The 15,228-nt window shown below is 33.2% G+C and carries 14 protein-coding genes; 3 read left to right on the forward strand and 11 right to left on the reverse strand.

From position 1 onward, the window contains the following. Window positions 1–34: 34 nt before the first annotated feature. Window positions 35–2,326, reverse strand: a complete 2,292-nt coding sequence (gene bglX, locus C8C83_RS18235) for a beta-glucosidase BglX (protein ID WP_121329802.1) — start codon at window positions 2,324–2,326, stop codon at window positions 35–37. Between the two features lie 359 nt (window positions 2,327–2,685). Here bglX and C8C83_RS18240 point away from each other — a divergent pair, with 359 nt between their 5' ends. Further along, window positions 2,686–4,233: an alkaline phosphatase family protein gene (locus C8C83_RS18240; protein WP_121329803.1), complete on the forward strand. Its 1,548-nt coding sequence runs from the start codon at window positions 2,686–2,688 to the stop codon at window positions 4,231–4,233. Between the two features lie 137 nt (window positions 4,234–4,370). On the opposite strand, the gene C8C83_RS18245 is transcribed toward C8C83_RS18240, so the two are convergent. The 8 genes from C8C83_RS18245 to C8C83_RS18280 all read right to left on the reverse strand — a co-directional run bounded on the left by C8C83_RS18245 (window position 4,371) and on the right by C8C83_RS18280 (window position 11,174). Next, on the reverse strand, window positions 4,371–5,264 hold the full coding sequence (locus tag C8C83_RS18245; RefSeq protein ID WP_121329804.1) for a DNA-binding protein: 894 nt from the start codon (window positions 5,262–5,264) through the stop codon (window positions 4,371–4,373). A gap of 182 nt (window positions 5,265–5,446) precedes the next feature. Beyond that, window positions 5,447–5,980, reverse strand: a complete 534-nt coding sequence (locus C8C83_RS18250) for a 4'-phosphopantetheinyl transferase superfamily protein (RefSeq protein WP_121329805.1) — start codon at window positions 5,978–5,980, stop codon at window positions 5,447–5,449. Continuing rightward, on the reverse strand, window positions 5,977–6,231 hold the full coding sequence (locus C8C83_RS18255; RefSeq protein WP_121330091.1) for a phosphopantetheine-binding protein: 255 nt from the start codon (window positions 6,229–6,231) through the stop codon (window positions 5,977–5,979). The genes C8C83_RS18250 and C8C83_RS18255 overlap by 4 nt, the downstream gene beginning before the upstream one ends. Before the next feature lie 4 nt (window positions 6,232–6,235). Next, on the reverse strand, window positions 6,236–7,510 hold the full coding sequence (locus C8C83_RS18260) for a beta-ketoacyl-[acyl-carrier-protein] synthase family protein (RefSeq protein WP_121329806.1): 1,275 nt from the start codon (window positions 7,508–7,510) through the stop codon (window positions 6,236–6,238). Then, entirely contained in the window at window positions 7,507–7,944 is a 438-nt protein-coding gene (locus tag C8C83_RS18265; RefSeq protein WP_121329807.1) for a hydroxymyristoyl-ACP dehydratase, read from the reverse strand. Before C8C83_RS18265 ends, C8C83_RS18260 begins: the two co-directional genes overlap by 4 nt. 339 nt (window positions 7,945–8,283) lie before the next feature. After that, on the reverse strand, window positions 8,284–9,336 hold the full coding sequence (locus C8C83_RS18270; protein WP_121329808.1) for a type III polyketide synthase: 1,053 nt from the start codon (window positions 9,334–9,336) through the stop codon (window positions 8,284–8,286). Further along, a complete protein-coding gene (locus tag C8C83_RS18275) occupies window positions 9,333–10,046 on the reverse strand; it encodes a methyltransferase domain-containing protein (RefSeq protein WP_121329809.1) in 714 nt (237 codons plus the stop codon). The genes C8C83_RS18270 and C8C83_RS18275 overlap by 4 nt, the downstream gene beginning before the upstream one ends. Further along, a complete protein-coding gene (locus tag C8C83_RS18280; RefSeq protein WP_121329810.1) occupies window positions 10,047–11,174 on the reverse strand; it encodes an FAD-dependent oxidoreductase in 1,128 nt (375 codons plus the stop codon). It abuts the gene before it with no gap. Window positions 11,175–11,549: 375 nt separating this feature from the next. Here C8C83_RS18280 and C8C83_RS18285 point away from each other — a divergent pair, with 375 nt between their 5' ends. Both C8C83_RS18285 and C8C83_RS18290 read left to right on the forward strand, forming a co-directional pair. Beyond that, on the forward strand, window positions 11,550–12,833 hold the full coding sequence (locus C8C83_RS18285) for a HAMP domain-containing sensor histidine kinase (RefSeq protein WP_121329811.1): 1,284 nt from the start codon (window positions 11,550–11,552) through the stop codon (window positions 12,831–12,833). Between the two features lie 2 nt (window positions 12,834–12,835). Further along, the gene (locus C8C83_RS18290; protein WP_121329812.1) at window positions 12,836–13,264 is read left to right on the forward strand and encodes a response regulator; all 429 of its coding nucleotides are present in this window, start codon (window positions 12,836–12,838) and stop codon (window positions 13,262–13,264) included. A 68-nt stretch (window positions 13,265–13,332) separates the two neighbouring features. Here the strand turns inward: C8C83_RS18290 and C8C83_RS18295 are convergent, their stop codons facing one another. Both C8C83_RS18295 and C8C83_RS18300 read right to left on the reverse strand, forming a co-directional pair. Continuing rightward, window positions 13,333–14,049, reverse strand: a complete 717-nt coding sequence (locus tag C8C83_RS18295; RefSeq protein ID WP_121329813.1) for a LytTR family DNA-binding domain-containing protein — start codon at window positions 14,047–14,049, stop codon at window positions 13,333–13,335. A gap of 63 nt (window positions 14,050–14,112) precedes the next feature. After that, a complete protein-coding gene (locus C8C83_RS18300) occupies window positions 14,113–15,171 on the reverse strand; it encodes a histidine kinase (RefSeq protein ID WP_121329814.1) in 1,059 nt (352 codons plus the stop codon). Window positions 15,172–15,228 lie beyond the last annotated feature (57 nt).

Raw genomic sequence — 15,228 nt, forward strand, 5'->3', positions numbered from 1 at the left:
AAACGGATTTTTTCAATTACTTTTTAGAAAGACTTTATTTTAGTTCAAATTTGCTGGTAAGACCTTCATTAGAATTCCAGCCCACCATGATATTGAATAAACCTGGTTCTACTAAATATTTGCCTTCGTTATCATAAAAACCAAGTTCCTTTTCTGTCAATGTAAATTGAATTGTTTTGGTTTCTCCCTTTTTTAAGGGAACAAGTTCGAAACCTTTTAATTCTTTAAGAGGTCTTACAATACTTGCAACAGGATCATTCATATACAATTGAACGACTTCTTTTCCGTCATAATTCCCTGTGTTTGTTACGTCAACGCTTACTTGAATTTTTTCTCCTTTTGCAAAAGCAGTTTTATTTAGTTTAAGATTTTTATAATCGAAAGTAGTATAACTCAATCCAAAACCAAACGGAAACTGAGGCGTTTTTTCTACATCCATATAATGTGACCAAAACACATTTTTGTCACTATCAATTGGTCTTCCAGTACTGTATTTGTTATAATAAATTGGAACCTGACCTACATTTCTCGGGAAAGACATTGTTAGTTTTCCACTTGGGTTATAATCGCCATATAAAACCTGTGCAACTGCATTTCCAGTCTGAGTTCCTAAATGCCAGGCTTCTACAATTGAAGGAATATGTTCTGCAGCCCACGGAATACTCAACGGACGACCATTATTTAAAACCAAAACGATATTAGGATTTACCTTGTAGATTTCTTCTAATAATTCTTGTTGAACTCCAGGTAAATTCAGATCAGTTCGGCTTCTTGCTTCTCCACTTTGAAAACCATATTCGCCTAAAACCATTACTACAACATCAGCATTTTTTGCAGCTGTTTTTGCTGCTTCAAAACCACTTTTATCTGTTGTATTGAAAACTGTTTCGGTTAGGAAAGTAGCTTTTTGCGAAAGCAAATCTGCACCTTTTTCAAAAGTCAGCTGATTGTCTTTGTATTGTTGCATTCCTTCTAAAACCGAAACCGCAGAATTATCATCGGCTGCAATTCTCCAACTTCCAAGCGGACTATTTTTATCATTTGCCAAAGCGCCAATCAAAGCAATTTTTTGTCCGGATTTCTTTAGCGGAAGCAAATTCTTTTCGTTTTTCAATAATACAATTGACTTTTTTGCCATATCAAGAACACCGTCATTATTGGCTTTGCTTCCCACAACTTCCTTTTCGCGTTTTTCATCACAATATCTGTATGGATCATCAAATAATCCTAATTCAAATTTTACACGCAAAATTCTGCGAACGGCGTCATCAACCAATGATTCTTTTACTTTTCCTGATTTAACTAAAGCAACCAATTTTGCCACATATAAGTATGATTCCATATCCATGTCAGAACCTGCAATTGCTGCTTTTGCAGCTGCATCATCTTCATCTTTTGCATAACCATGCGCAATCATTTCGCGAATCGAAGCATAATCTGAAACTACAAAACCGTCAAACTTCCATTTTCCTTTCAAGATATCTCTTTGCAAAAATACATTTCCTGTCGCGGGAATACCATTTAAGGTATTAAACGAATTCATAAACGTGCGAATTCCTGCTTGTACGGTAGCTTCAAAAGGAGGGAAAACCGTATTGTATAATTTAGAATTGCTTATATCTACACTATTATATTCTAATCCTGCTTCAACAAAACCGTATGCTGCAAAGTGTTTTGCACAGGCTGCAATCGTATTTACTTTAGCCAAATCTGCAACAGTTTCTCCCTGAAAACCTTTTACTCTTGCGTAACCTATTTTACTTCCTAAATAAGGATCTTCACCGGCACCTTCCATAACGCGTCCCCAACGTGCATCATTAGAAACATCAACATTTGGCGCAAAAGTCCAGTTAATTCCCGATGCCGAAGCTTCGTCTGCCGCAATTGCCGCCGACTTTTTAATCGCTTCCAAATCCCAACTTGCAGCTTCTGCCAACGGAATTGGACTCAACGTTTTATAACCATGAATTACATCAAAACCAATTATCAGCGGAATTCCCAAACGAGTTTCTTCAACCGCGATTTTCTGTACGGCACGAACTTCTTTTACACCACGAACCGTAAGCATTGATCCAACAAGACCTTTTCGCAAATGTTCGTATTTTAATTCAGCGCTTCCGCCTTTTGGAGCTGGTCCTGTTACATCCCAAAATCCGTTATATTGATTCATTTGTCCCACTTTTTCTTCTAATGTCATTTCTTTCATTAAAAGTGAAATTCGTTCTTCAATTGGTTTTTTGGGATCCAGATACTTTTTTGTTTGAGCATATCCGTTTCCAAAAACGATTAGGATTATAAAGGCATACCTTTTAATTTGTTTTTTCATCATTGTGGTTTTTAGGTTTATTATAGAAGTTATTAAAGTCAGATGTTTAAAGTATTACTTTTTTTGCAGAATTTTAGGATTGTAAATGTAGTTTTAGAGTAGTAACGATCGTAGAACATTTGAAGCATTATGTATTACAAATGATGCATAAAACAGCTTTGCTATCCAACAGACAAATAAATTTCTGCTAAATATTTTGGTTTCTATGCTGTAAAAAACTTGTTTTAAAGTTCTTTTATTCAGTAATATTTTGTTACCAATACTTAAAGTGTAATTGTAAAACACGTAGAACTACGTGTACAACTTTGATTATAATTGTCGTAATTTACTTATATATTGAAACGTAAAAATAGTTGAAAATGGAAAACCAAAACCAATTTGACGGTCTGGAAACTTTCGATCATATCGTAGTTCTTATGCTTGAAAACCGTTCTTTCGATAATTTATTAGGCTATCTCTACAAGAATGATGAGATAACGCCGGAAAAGTCTTTTGATGGACTTTATAATCCGGAAGTTGATTATGCAAATCCTATTCCTAAAAGAGCTGGCAAAGATCCCGGTAAAACGAGTATATCTCCTTCACGTGCAGTCAATTATTCAATGCCGTATCCAGACCCAGGTGAAGAATATCCGCATGTTAATACACAACTTTTTAATACTATAATCCCAGACTCCAATATTGGTGAGTCTGATTATAAAATGATAAAACCTTACAATTTGTCTCCTTCTGCAGGTACGCCTGTTATGAATGGTTTTGTCAATGATTATGAAAATAATCTAAGATCAACTTATAATATTGTTCAACCAACATACGAACAATATGAGGTAATCATGCAGTGTTTTGAGCCAGATCAGATTCCTGCAATGGCAACTTTAGCAAAAGAATTTGCAGTTTTTGATCATTGGTATTGTTCAGTACCAAGTCAAACTTATTGCAATCGCGCGTTCTGGCATGCCGCAAGTTCCGGAGGCAAAGTGATTAATCCGCTTGGTGAAGATGGAACCGGTTTTTCGGGCATTGATGGTGATTTGAGTGGTATGGATTCCTGGATAAAAGAAGTTTGGTCACTGCCAACTATTTTTGATCGAATGAACGATAATAATGTTTCCTGGAAAGTCTATTCGCCTATTGCACCTCTGAGTCTCACTTATATTGTAAACGGGACTGGAGAAGGAGAAGACAATACGCATGGACATCTTGATTTTTTCTTCGATTTAGAATTTGGAACATTGCCAAAATACTCATTTGTAGAACCTCAGTTTCTTCATAAACACAACGATCAACATCCGTCAGCAGTGCATCATGAATTAGCTACTGGTACAGTAAAATTAGGAGATGAACTAATCCGGGAAGTTTATAATGCCATAAAAAACAGCCCCAAAAGAGACAAAATACTTTTTATAATCACTCATGATGAACATGGTGGTTGTTACGATCATGTAGCTCCGCCAAGTACAGTTCCGCCGGTTGCCGGGATGAAAGGACAGTGTGATTTTACCTTTGATCGTCTTGGTGTTCGTGTTCCTATGATAATGGTGTCTTCTTATATTCAGCCAAATACGATAATCAACGGACAGTTTGAGCATACTTCTTTCGTAAAAACAGTTTGCCAAAAATGGGGTTTGGATCCGCTAACCGAGAGAGATGAAGATCCTGCTGTTTTACCATTTACGGAAGTTTTTTCCAATCAGAAAAGAACAGATTGGCCTGATATTCCATCAGAAATGAGCTTAAAGGAATTACTTCCCGAACCCGATACAAGCGGTGATCCCTTAAACGGGTTACAGAAGGCTATGTTAACCAGTCTGTTGCACATTGAAAAGAGGAAAGCTCTTGGTAATACCCAAAAAGAAGACATACAAACCATTGGAGACATGATGGAATTTATAAAAAGATTTCAATGAAACTAATTGAGTTATGATTTTGCTATAAAATTTTCGAATATTAGAAAGATTGAAAACTGCAACAAAAATAAAATGCGAGTCCTTGACATTTGCGGGTTCGATATATTTTTTGAATTTACTTTTTTGTCTATCCAATTCTACTTGTATTCTATCTCGAAATAATTGAGAACAGATTTGTAATTATCTTGTGCAGTTAGACAGGTATCCATCAAATATTCCTTAATATGACTCCATTCTTGCAAACCTCTGTAATAAAAAAGCTTTAGTTGTTCGTCAATTATAAAAGGTACAATATTGTTTGCAAGACATTCTTTGAAAATAATTAATCTCCCTACGCGGCCATTTCCATCTTGAAAAGGATGCATGATTTCGAATTTATGATGAAAATCGATAATGTCTTCGATGGTTTTATTTTTAATATTATGGTAATTTTTTAGCAGTTCTCTCATTTCTATGGCGATTAGTGCAGGGGGACAAGTCTCATTACCGCCAACTTCATTAGGTAGTTTTTTATATTCACCAACATTGAACCAGTTTTTACCGCTGTCAGAGGTACCAGACTTCAGTAAAAAATGTAGTTCTTTAATAAGGGATTCAGTTAGTTTGGCATTTGCTTTTTCAATAATAAAATCTATGCAGCGAAAGTGATTAGAAGTTTCAATAATGTCATCTACATTTATGCTTTCTTTAGAAATACCAATTGTATTGGTTTCAAAAATATATCGCGTCTGATCATGTGTTAGTTTACTTCCTTCAATCTTGTTTGAATTATAGGTTAAATCGATCTGAGTACGGTGGTAGATACCTCCTTTGAGTTTCATATCCTTTTGTTCTTTCAGATTATTAAGTAAAATATTTTTACCTGCTTTTGTTTTATTTCCTTTTTGAGGAAGAACAGCATCTTCTGGAATATTCCAGGTTTTACCAGTTAGGAAAACTCCTTTTAGTTTTCCCGAAGCACAATAATTCCGAACCGTCCTTTCGGATAATTCCATTTTTTTTGCAAATTCTACTACTGAAAGATATTTCATAATGATATATAAAGTTCCGTTATCGGCAAATATATTCTAAAATATAACATAAAAAATATTTATTTTTTGCCGATAACGGAAATATGTATAAACGTAATATAATTAAAACTTAGCTTTTTGTAATAAATAATAAGAAAGAAACTCGAGGAACTATTTTGCCACAATAATGTTTGGAAAAAAGATTAATTTTTTGCGGCAAAATAGGCGGAAGCTCCAAGATCTAATGTTACCACTTTTTCAAACCTGCCGTGATGACTAATAGATACATCCTGAAATGTATTAGATAAAAAACTACATAAGTACGGAATACCATTATTGTCTTTAATAATGTCCTTGTTTTCGATCTCAATTACATTTTCTAAGTTGTCTAAAGAGTTAACGGCTAAAGTATGGATACTTTCGTGTGAGAGAATTGTTTTTGTATAATAGACATTTTGGACACAATTCACTTTTCCAATAATGCAATTGTTCTTTTGTGATATTAGAGAGCAAACGAGCTTTTTAGGAATATATTCTCTTTGTTTTGTTTGCCGATTATAAATTTTATAAGCCGCTTCTTTCATGCTCCAAAATAACCAGACCATGATTTCAGGATCTGTTGCATTTGAGATCATTAATTGCTCGTTAACAGTAAAGAGTTTTTGTATGAAACCTTTGCGCTGCCAATTGCTTTCACGACGTGATTGTATGAGGTCTATGACGTCATTACCAATCATTTTTCAGCCAGTTTAGTTGCTATAATTTCTACAGCGGTTTTAACGTCAAGCATGCGTTCCATGTCTGTATTGTCAATTATGATATTAAAAGTTTCTTCAATATCAAGTACAATATCTACGAGATTAGCCGAATTGATACTCAGATCCTTAATAAAATCGGTGTTTTCTGTAAGGTTATCATAAGCTTCGCTATTTGTTGTGTATGGCTTTATAATTACTTTTAATTGAGCAATAAGTTCTTCTTTGTTCATAGGATTATTTTTGAAATTTTTTAAAGATAATACAGGCATTTACATCACCAAATCCAAAACTTGCTTTGGCAATTATAGTAGGATTAATGTTTATTGTTTTTAAAGGAACTTTTGACGAATCAATAAGTACATTAATTTCCGGATGAAGATCCTCGCAATTGATATTTCCAAATACAAAACCTTCATGAAGTTGTAGAACCGCAGCAATACTTTCTACACTTCCGGCAGCACTAAGGCAATGTCCCGTCATGCTTTTTAAAGAGTTGATATACGGAAAATTAGTACCGTTTCTTCCTAATGCTTTCGTCCAGTTTTCAATTTCAAGACTATCTTTTGTAGTCGCCGTAAGATGACCGTTTATGGCATCAATATCATTTGATGAAATACCGGAATTATGAATAGCATTGGTGATACATCTTTGTACAGCAATACTATTTGGTGCCGTCATACTTCCGTTTCCCCGTTGTCCGCCGGAGTTTACATTTCCGCCTAATATTTCGGCATAAATGGTAGCACCTCTTTCCAGGGCACTTTCTAAATCTTCTATAACCAGTGCTCCGGCACCACTACCGGGTACAAATCCTCCGGCAGAGGCACTCATTGGGCGGGATCCACGTTCGGGATTATCATTATAGTTAGAACTGCAAACACGCAAAGCATCAAATCCGCCCCAAATATAAGGGCCGCTATCGCCAGTACTTCCAGCCAGTACTCGTTTTACTTGCCCGGATTGTATGCGATCATAAGCCATTAAAATACCTTCTGTACCAGTTGCACAGGCTGATGAATTTGTGGTAACCTGATTCCCGAGTCCTAGTTTTCCACCAAGATAAGCACTCACACCACTGTTCATTGTTTGTGCAACGACAGTGCTGCCAAGTCTTCGGACTTGTAATTCATCGATTTTATAAATGCTTTCACGAAATTTATCGATTCCTGATGTGCCTGATCCAAAAATAGTTCCGCTGTCCCAATCAGGATTATCACTATTTTCTATCGACAATCCTGCATTTTTCCATGCTTCTATACCCGCCATAACGCCATATAAAATACCAGTACTATTAAAACCTCTTAGTTCAAGCTCTGTAAAGTATTCCGATTTAAGTTCGTCTGATATTTGTGGCTGACCGGCGATCTGACATGAAAATTGTAATTCCTGCAATTGTGCATCATGTCGAATACCGGAGATTCCGTTTTTTATCGAATGGGTAAATGCAGTAATTCCAACTCCGTTGGGAGCCACTACGCCTAATCCTGTTATTACAACTCTTTTATTCATAGTTTCTTAGTAATCATACCAGCCAAAATACCTTTACAGACTTCCTGTCCGGCTTCGTTTTTCATAATTACATCGCATTTCAATTTTCCAAATCTAAAAAATGATTTCTGAGAAGTTACTGTTACTTTTTCATTTGGATATACGGGCTTTAAAAATTGCATATCTGCTGAGGTAAATGCAATTACAGTCTCTTTGTTAAAATCATCTCCCAGTAAATAGATGCCCAGGCAAACCATTCCAATCTGAGCCATTGTTTCAGTTAAAATCACACCCGGAGTTACAGGATTATCTTTAAAATGACCTTTATAAAAATCAAGATCTTCATTAAAAGTATAGGTTCCGGTAACACTATTTTCATCAACATGCAATAATTCGTCTACAAACAAAAAGGGCTTGCTGTATGGTAACTTTGCTATAATATTTTTTAAAGACATAATTTGTTTCGTTTAATAAGTTGATGCCTAATTTGAACGCGGATAAAACGGATTTACTTCGTAAAGACGCTGATAAAACCGGATATTTTTTTTAAAATATGAGCAAAAAAATCAATTCGTTAAAATCTGTTTTTACCCGCTTTTTCGCCTGCGAATCAGTAAAATCAGCGTCTAATTTTTAGATACAATAATAAAATCCAATCGTTTTATCTAAATAATTAATAATCAAATTATAATGTCGTATTTTAAAATTATATAAAACGAGCAATATATTGATTTTGAGTGTTTTTAATTAATGTGGATGCTTTTGACTTTACGACTTTATAACTTTCGACTTACTTACCATTGTAATAAAACCCTTTGTGCCGAAAATCCCGGACCAAAACTTAGCATTAATCCTTTTTCTCCCGACTTTGGGTTTCCGTCCATAATTCTTTCTAGAACATACAAAACTGTAGCGCTCGACATATTACCATATTGTTTGAGAACTTCCTTAGTGTCTTCAATATTTTTTCCTAATCCGGCGAAAAGTGATTCTACTGTTGTAACTATTTTTTTTCCGCCAGGATGAAAAATCATATGATCTATATCCTTAATCTCTAAATTGTTTTTTTGTAAAAAAGGATGAATAATATCTTCAAAATGTGATGCAATAGTTTCCGGAACTTCAATATCCAATACCATTTGTAAACCGGTATTGGTTAGTTTAAATCCCATCATATGTTCAGCATCATAAAAATGATACATTTGTTCGTCTAGTATTTCAGGTCCATTATCGTCTTCGTACGATGATAAGAGACAACAGGCAGCGCCATCGCCAAAAATAGCTGCGCTTACAATGTTTGGCATCGAAAAATCATTCAGCTGAAATGTTGCTGTAGGCGATTCAATTGCGATTACTGCAGCACGTTTTCCGGGATTTGCTTTAAGAAAGTTTTTAGCATAAATAATGCCCGATATTCCGGCAGCACAACCCATTTCGGTTACGGGAAGTCGTACGATATCTTGTCTTAATTTCATTTTATTGATAAGATAAGCGTCCAATGATGGTATCATAATCCCAGTACAACTTACTGTAATAATATAATCGAGCGTTTGCGGATCCCAGTTTGTCTTGGTCAGTGCTTTCTCTAATACTTGTTCGCCCAAAATGATTACTTCCCGACTATAAATATCGTTTTTCTCTTCAAATGAAGTTGCTGTAAAAACTTCGGCAGGATCCATGATAGAATACCGTTTGTCTACAGCTGCGCCTTCGAATATTTTTTTTACTTTTTTGATAAAGCGTTCGTCTTGTCCGTGTAGCCATCCTTCCAACATAGGAATGATATCTGCCGTTGTACGCGAATATTGTGGTAGTTGCTTGGCAACAGTTATAATTTTTACACTCATGTTTTAGCAATTATCCATTGATAACGAAAAGCCCATTTCCAGTTTATGGTATAGTTTTTAAAATTTACTTTATTTGAAAAGTTTTCTAATTCTTTTTTCTTAAATCCTCTCAAAATAGAAACAAGCCCATCTTGGCGTGACATTCTATTTAGATTAAAAATAATACCAATCATTTTAAAAAGACGATAGGCTAATTTACTTCGATGCAAATCGTTAACAATAATGCCAACTTCGGCATTGTTATTAAAGATAGTGATTATATTTAATATTTGCTCATTGGTAAAATGGTGTAGAGTAAGAGTGCATAAAACGATATCATATTTTAGAGCGATAAACGCATCGCTAAAAATATCCACACATACATATTCGATATTTGGATATTTTACGGAGAGTGTTTTAGCATAATTTATCGTAAAAGCATTTGCATCTATACCTATAAGTTTAAAATTAAGATTGTTTTTTTGGCCGTATTTCGCCAACATACGCAACATATCTCCATTACCACAACCTATATCTGCAATTACTATTGTTTTATGAGTATCAGATTTCTTTAATAATGTTTTTATGCCATGAAGTGTAAGTTTGTTGCCACCTAATAATTGATTAATACTGGCGATTTTATCTAATGCATTTTTGAGCTCTTTCCCCTGAAGGGAAAAATCATCCATTATCTCGGTTTCTTCTGTTCTGAATTTGGTGCTTATTCCCATTTAATTGATTGCTATAGGTTTGCCGTGAGTCTGTTTAATTATTGCGGGCATTAATCCCGGAAAAGATGCTACGATTGCAAAGAGTACATTAGTAATGGTTTTATTGGTTAAGATTTTTGCAAGGATTCTGCCCATAAATAATCTTTTACCAAAATGTTTATTCCATTGATTCGTATAAGTTCTTTCTAGTAATTCGCGTGAGATTATTTTGCCTGAATAATAATCGATTATTAATTCTGATGCTATTTTTGCACTATGAATTGCCATAGCCATTCCGTTGCCACAAAGCGGATGAATAAGTCCGGCCGTATCACCAATCATTAACAAATGGTTTTCTACTGGTTGTTTTTTATCAAAAGAGATTTGGCTTATGGTGATTGGTTTGTCAAAAAGAAGTTTACTGTTTTCAAAAACAGATTTTAAATGTTTGTTTTTATAGAGGATATTCTGTTGATAATCTTCTATGTTTTTATATTGTTTAAAAGTGGCATAATCGGCCAGATAACAAATGTTTATAATGTTGTTCTCTACTTTAGAGACACCACAATAACCTCCTTTAAAGTTGTGTAAAGCAACGAGATCATTATCTATATCACCAGAATAATGCGCCTTAACAGCCAGCCAAGGTGATTTTTTATGGATAAAATCCCGGGCCAAAACCTGATCAATATTGGATCGCTTGCCAAAAGCACCCAATACTATTTTAGCCGATAAAATTTGGCTTGGAGTTGTAATTGTAAAGATATCATTGCTAAAAGAAACATCAGTAACGTTCTCCTTAATAATGGTACAATTGTTTGCCAGTGCCTTTTGGTATAAAAAATTGTCAAGCGCATATCGGCTAATGCCAAAGCCTCCTAACGGAAGTTTTGCAACTGCAGCTTTTCCATTGCTAGATGTAAATTCGAACTTAGAGATCTGAGTAGGATGCAGTTCCGAAACATCTGCGCCAAGCCATTGCAAATAGGGTAGAATCTCGTTAGAAATATACTCTCCACAGACTTTATGCTTTGGATACTGTGATTTCTCGATTAGAATTACTTTTAATCCTTTTTGAGATAGATGTATAGCTGCTGCCAATCCGGCAAGTCCTCCACCAATAACTACTACATCCGGATTTGTTTCCATTTTAGGAAGTTAGATATAAAATTTTGGATATGCAAACAAAAATATATTCTTAGCTTTTGTAATAAAAAATATAGTAACTCCAGTTATACAAAGTCCAGTATTTTCTGTAGACTGTATTTTAAACTTTAATTTTAAAAATTAGCATCATGATAATTTTATAATTTATTTATATGGATTATCTTAATAAAAATTTGTCATTATGTTATTTTTTACATAATTTGGTAGAGACTTTGTCAGTGATTTTTCTTAAAATCTAAATTTTCATTAAACTTAAAGCCAAAGTTTTTGCAATACCTCAATTACCAATATGAGGTTATGTTTCTGATGACCTACAATTAAAAGAAAAATAAAATAACAATCCCAAATTGAAAAAAAATGAACCCAGAAATTGAAGAGTACGAGCAATCTAAGCATATTCAGGATTTCCTTTTTACAATTAAACAAAAATCGGATCAGTTAATTAACTATTTCCTGATCAGTTTTTTTATTATTGGTTTGCTTCTTGCTTTTTATTATGATACATGGCAAATCGGAATAGGAGTTGGAGGTTTATTACTGATTGCATATTACTCCACAAAATTGAGCATGCCTAAATCAAATTTGTATCAATATGTACTTAGTGTTGTATTGGGGATTTTTATGGCACAATTTATTTATCAGATGCATGGCATGTTTGAGATGCATTTTATGGCATTCATTGCAAGTGCAATACTTATTACTTATCAGAACTGGAAATTGCAAATACCGCTTATGCTGGTGGTTACAATTCATCATGCATTGTTTGGTTATTTTCAATACATTGGTTTTAATCATATTTATTTTTCCCAGTTAGATTATATGTCCCTTCAGACATTTATTATTCATATGATACTTGCAGGTGTTATTTTTTCTATTTGCGGATTATGGGCTTATCAATTTAAAAAATATAGCGAGGCACATATAGAACTCATTTTTAATAAACGCGAAACTGAAAATAAGGAATTAAGAACTGCCAATTACGAACTGGATCGTTTTGTTTATAGTACATCTCATGATTTACGTGCACCACTGAATTCAATGCTTGGTCTTATTGAAATTGCCAAAGATGATACTAACGAAGAATTGACACTTGAGCATCTTAAAATGCTAAATACGAGTGCAAAAAAACTCGATAGTTTTATTTGTGATATTCTTGATTACTCGAGAAATTCTCGCATGGAGGTCGAGATGACACAGATTAATTTTGCTGAACTTTTGAAGGATGTGACGCAGAATTTAAAATTCATAGGCAACAATAACAGAACAGTTGAATTTAAAATTGAAATCACTGGCGAAACTTCCATTTACTCTGATAAAAATCGTCTTATTACCATTTTTAGTAATCTGATTTCAAATGCTATTCGATATCAAAATCCCAAGATTCCAAATCCTTTTGTCAGTATAAAAGTAGATACATCTCAAACTGAAATTAATATTGAGATTGAAGACAATGGTATAGGCATCGATAAAGAATCGCAGACAAAAATATTCAATATGTTTTATCGTGTATCGCACGAATCTGTTGGTTCAGGACTCGGTTTATATATTGTAAAAGAAGCCATTAATAAACTCAATGGAGAAATAAAAGTTCAATCTGAAAAAGGTACAGGTACTACCTTTTTAATTAAAATCCCAAATTAATCATGAATCAGGAAAATATACACCCAACATTTAAAAAAATTCTGGTGATAGACGATAATCCTACAGATCGTTATATTGCAAAACGAATGGCTGAAAAATATCATTTTGCCGAAGAAATAATTCTGCAGGAATCTGCTATTGAAGCTCTCGATTATATTCGATCATTAGAGAACACACCCGATTTACTTCCGCAGTTCATTTTTTTAGATATCAATATGCCTGGAATGAATGGATATGAATTTCTGGAAGAATACAAAAAACTTTCAGAGGTTGTCAGAACAAAATGCATCATTTTAATGATTACGACATCTATACATCCTGATGATTTTTTGCGTGCGGAAAATAATCCTTTTGTATTTCGATTTCTTAACAAACCGCTTGATAAAGAAAAATTTCGATTCATTGAGGATGAATTTTCATTGAAAAAATAATACATCTGTAATTGTATTTATTCATCAGATGATAAAGATTCCGGTGATGAAACTTTAAAAGATCTTTTTTAATTTGAAGAATTTAAAATTCTTTGTTTTACATGATCCATATACGATCTTCCAATTACGTATTTAAGACCTTCAATTTCAATACTATTTCCTTCAATAGCGTCAATCTTATCAATCGCTACAGTGTAGGATCTATGGATTCTTAAAAAATTTCTTTCGGGTAATAAATCCGTAAAGTCTGATAACGTGCTATATATAATGTATTTGCCGGATAAAGTGCTTATTTTTAAATAGTCTTTTAGACTTTCTAAGACCAGAATTTCATTTAAGAAAATCTTCTTCATTCTTTTCTTGTCAATTTTTATAAAAATAAAAGGATTTTCTGTACTGCTTTCCTGATAAGGTGCATTACTTTTATTTTCAAGCCTTTTACTTGCTTTATTTAGCGCTTTTATCAGTCTCGGAAATTCGATAGGTTTTACCAGATAATCTAAAACATCTAATTCGTAAGTTTCTAATGCAAATTCGCTATTTGCGCTGGTAATAATAAATAATGGCGGGTTTTCGAGACTTTTTATAAAATTGATGCCGTTAAGAACAGGCATATTTATGTCTAGAAAAACGACATCGACTTTGTTGTTTTTTAAAAAATTTAATCCTTCTACTGGATTCGTAAAAGTGTTTATTACCTCAAAATTTTCAATTGACTCTAAATAATTTTTAATAACATTGATTGCCAGTGGCTCATCATCTATAATCAAACAATTTATTTTCATTTTGTAATTATTATTTTTTGAGCGAAATAAATCTGTAGTAAACTTAAAAAAAGATAAGTCGTATTAAGAGACTTTAATCACAAGCTTAACCACAAAAATATTCTTTTTATTCTTAAAAGAAAGATTGTAGTCTTTTTTATTATAATCTAATTCAAGTCTTTTTTTTACATTTTCTATACCAATACCACTTGATTTGTTAAAATTGTCTTTGTGGTGAGTAATTTCCGGTGTTGGGTTTGAAACCGTAAAATGAAGAAAATTATCTATTACTTTAAAGTTAATATTAACAATTACTTTTCCGGTGTTTTTGTTTACGCCATGTTTAAATGCATTTTCAATAAACGTCAGTAATATTATAGGAGATATTTCCTTATCATGAATGTCTCCGGAGATAGACATGTTTATTTCTAGTCGATCATCATTTCTGATTCTCTCCAGATCAAGATAATTCTCAATGCAGAGTATTTCGTTTTCTAAAGTTTGTTTTTTGTTTTTTGTTTCATAAAGCATGTAACGTATTAATTCAGATAGTTTTAGTACAACTTTTGGAGTTTTGTTCGATTTTTCTACAGATAAAGAATAAATATTATTAAGCGTATTAAAGAGGAAATGAGGAGAAATTTGAGATTTTAAGAATAGTAATTCGGTTTCTAATTGAGATTTTTCAAGATCGGCTACTCGTTTTTGCTCTTTCAGGAAATCTAAAGTTATCTTAATTGCAGTAACAAAAGTGATAACATAAAGCTCACCAATCATCATATCTATGGTGTAGTTTAATGTTAGATTATTGATGATTTTAGGTCCTTCAGGCCAAACGTCATGACTTATCAATAAGTAAGTAAGGTTAAATTTAACGACCACCATTATAAATATTGAGGACAAAACGGCAAGTATGTATAGAAGGTATTTTTTTCGATAAACCAGATAAGGCATAAATACTAAAATATTCAAATAACATGATGTCATATGAATTGGAAAACCCAGTAAATTAGTTTTCAATGAATAGCTATAATTATTAAAATAAATTCCCCAGCGAAGTGTGTTGAATAAAAAGTAAGTAAGCCAAAAATAGATATGATAATGCAATGGAATGCGATAAAGTTTGCCAGAATTGAAATTCATAATAATTGTGTTTTTTGTGACTTTTTTTGGTGTTTATCTTAGTTTATGTGTCGTCTG

The sequence above is a fragment of the Flavobacterium sp. 90 genome (assembly GCF_004339525.1).
Taxonomy (GTDB): Bacteria; Bacteroidota; Bacteroidia; order Flavobacteriales; family Flavobacteriaceae; genus Flavobacterium.

Bases quoted from the DNA above. Each gene is read 5' to 3' on its own strand.
- bglX (WP_121329802.1), bottom strand. From the start codon at position 2,326: ATGAAAAAACAAATTAAAAGGTATGCCTTTATAATCCTAATCGTTTTT.
- C8C83_RS18240 (WP_121329803.1), top strand. From the start codon at position 2,686: ATGGAAAACCAAAACCAATTTGACGGTCTGGAAACTTTCGATCATATC.
- C8C83_RS18245 (WP_121329804.1), bottom strand. From the start codon at position 5,264: ATGAAATATCTTTCAGTAGTAGAATTTGCAAAAAAAATGGAATTATCC.
- C8C83_RS18250 (WP_121329805.1), bottom strand. From the start codon at position 5,980: ATGATTGGTAATGACGTCATAGACCTCATACAATCACGTCGTGAAAGC.
- C8C83_RS18255 (WP_121330091.1), bottom strand. From the start codon at position 6,231: ATGAACAAAGAAGAACTTATTGCTCAATTAAAAGTAATTATAAAGCCA.
- C8C83_RS18260 (WP_121329806.1), bottom strand. From the start codon at position 7,510: ATGAATAAAAGAGTTGTAATAACAGGATTAGGCGTAGTGGCTCCCAAC.
- C8C83_RS18265 (WP_121329807.1), bottom strand. From the start codon at position 7,944: ATGTCTTTAAAAAATATTATAGCAAAGTTACCATACAGCAAGCCCTTT.
- C8C83_RS18270 (WP_121329808.1), bottom strand. From the start codon at position 9,336: ATGAGTGTAAAAATTATAACTGTTGCCAAGCAACTACCACAATATTCG.
- C8C83_RS18275 (WP_121329809.1), bottom strand. From the start codon at position 10,046: ATGGGAATAAGCACCAAATTCAGAACAGAAGAAACCGAGATAATGGAT.
- C8C83_RS18280 (WP_121329810.1), bottom strand. From the start codon at position 11,174: ATGGAAACAAATCCGGATGTAGTAGTTATTGGTGGAGGACTTGCCGGA.
- C8C83_RS18285 (WP_121329811.1), top strand. From the start codon at position 11,550: ATGAACCCAGAAATTGAAGAGTACGAGCAATCTAAGCATATTCAGGAT.
- C8C83_RS18290 (WP_121329812.1), top strand. From the start codon at position 12,836: ATGAATCAGGAAAATATACACCCAACATTTAAAAAAATTCTGGTGATA.
- C8C83_RS18295 (WP_121329813.1), bottom strand. From the start codon at position 14,049: ATGAAAATAAATTGTTTGATTATAGATGATGAGCCACTGGCAATCAAT.
- C8C83_RS18300 (WP_121329814.1), bottom strand. From the start codon at position 15,171: ATGAATTTCAATTCTGGCAAACTTTATCGCATTCCATTGCATTATCAT.